General features: G+C 63.8%; 2 protein-coding genes and 1 pseudogene. All 3 read left to right on the top strand.

Annotation, left to right across the window (positions count from 1 at the left end):
• Positions 1 to 167, top strand: a pseudogene (locus HX846_RS36025) (serine hydrolase); the annotation flags it as partial.
• Positions 164 to 478: a hypothetical protein gene (locus HX846_RS36020; protein ID WP_003209165.1), complete on the top strand. Its 315-nt coding sequence runs from the start codon at positions 164 to 166 to the stop codon at positions 476 to 478. The pseudogene HX846_RS36025 and the gene HX846_RS36020, both read left to right, overlap by 4 nt.
• 129 nt (positions 479 to 607) lie before the next feature.
• The coding region (locus HX846_RS36015; protein ID WP_178967324.1) for an amidohydrolase at positions 608 to 1,065 on the top strand (458 nt) is incomplete at its 3' end.

The raw sequence follows: 1,065 nt of genomic DNA, 5'->3' as shown, positions 1-1,065 counted from the left end.
GGCCGGACGCGCCCGCCGACACCTTCGCCGCCCTCGGCCACTGGGGGCAGGCGCTCTACGTGATGCCCGAAAAACAGCTGGTCATCGTGCGCTATGGCGACGACCGCGACGGCAGCTATCGCCACAACGAACTCCTCAAGCGCGTCCTTGCAGCGGTGCAACCATGATCCGCCGTCATCCCGTCATCAGCCTGTTGATCCTGCTGTTACTCGTGTTGCTCGGCTGGGTCTGGCACGAGCGGGTCAACCTGCAAGCCTTCCCCGACATCATCGCGGCCTACACCGCCAAGGAGTACTGCTCCTGCCGATATGTGGAGGGCAATCCCGCTGATTATTGCCTGGGTTATGTGAAGCAATACGTGCCCACCAGCGCTTTCACCGACAACCCTGAAAAACACCTCGTGACCGCCAGCGGCCTGGGCCGCACCCACAGTGCCCAATGGCTGGGCCAACGCGAGGGCTGCCGCCTCTTGCCCTAATGCAGCCACAGGTGGGGCTGAGGTTCCACAGGGTGGAACCACCTTTGATTGTCCTCCTGCGCACATCGCGGTTATCTGGCGGTGTGCAACGAACAAGAACGGGAACACCCGCCTGCGAGGAGAATCACCATGAGCCCACACCAGCACATCCTGGATTGGCTGAGCGATGTCGCCAGCGACCTGCACGCCGTGCGTCAGGACATTCACGCCCACCCCGAACTGGGCTTTGAAGAAAACCGCACCTCCGCCCTCGTGGCGCAATCGCTGCGTAACTGGGGCTACGAAGTCCACACCGGCATCGGCCAGACCGGCGTGGTGGGTGTGCTGCGCAATGGCAGCAGCTCGCGCAAGCTCGGTATCCGCGCCGACATGGACGCGTTGCCGATCATCGAAAACACCGGCGCCAGCTACAGCAGCCAACACGCCGGCTGCATGCATGCCTGCGGTCATGACGGCCACACCACCATGCTGCTGGGCGCCGCGCGTTACCTGGCCGCGACCCGTCAATTCGACGGCACCCTGAACCTGATTTTCCAGCCCGCCGAAGAAGGCCAGGGCGGCGCCGAAGCCATGCTCGCCGACGGCTT

It is taken from the genome of Pseudomonas sp. K5002, from assembly GCF_013386655.1.
GTDB lineage: Bacteria > Pseudomonadota > Gammaproteobacteria > Pseudomonadales > Pseudomonadaceae > Aquipseudomonas.
This window is presented reverse-complemented; position numbering and strand designations above follow the sequence as displayed.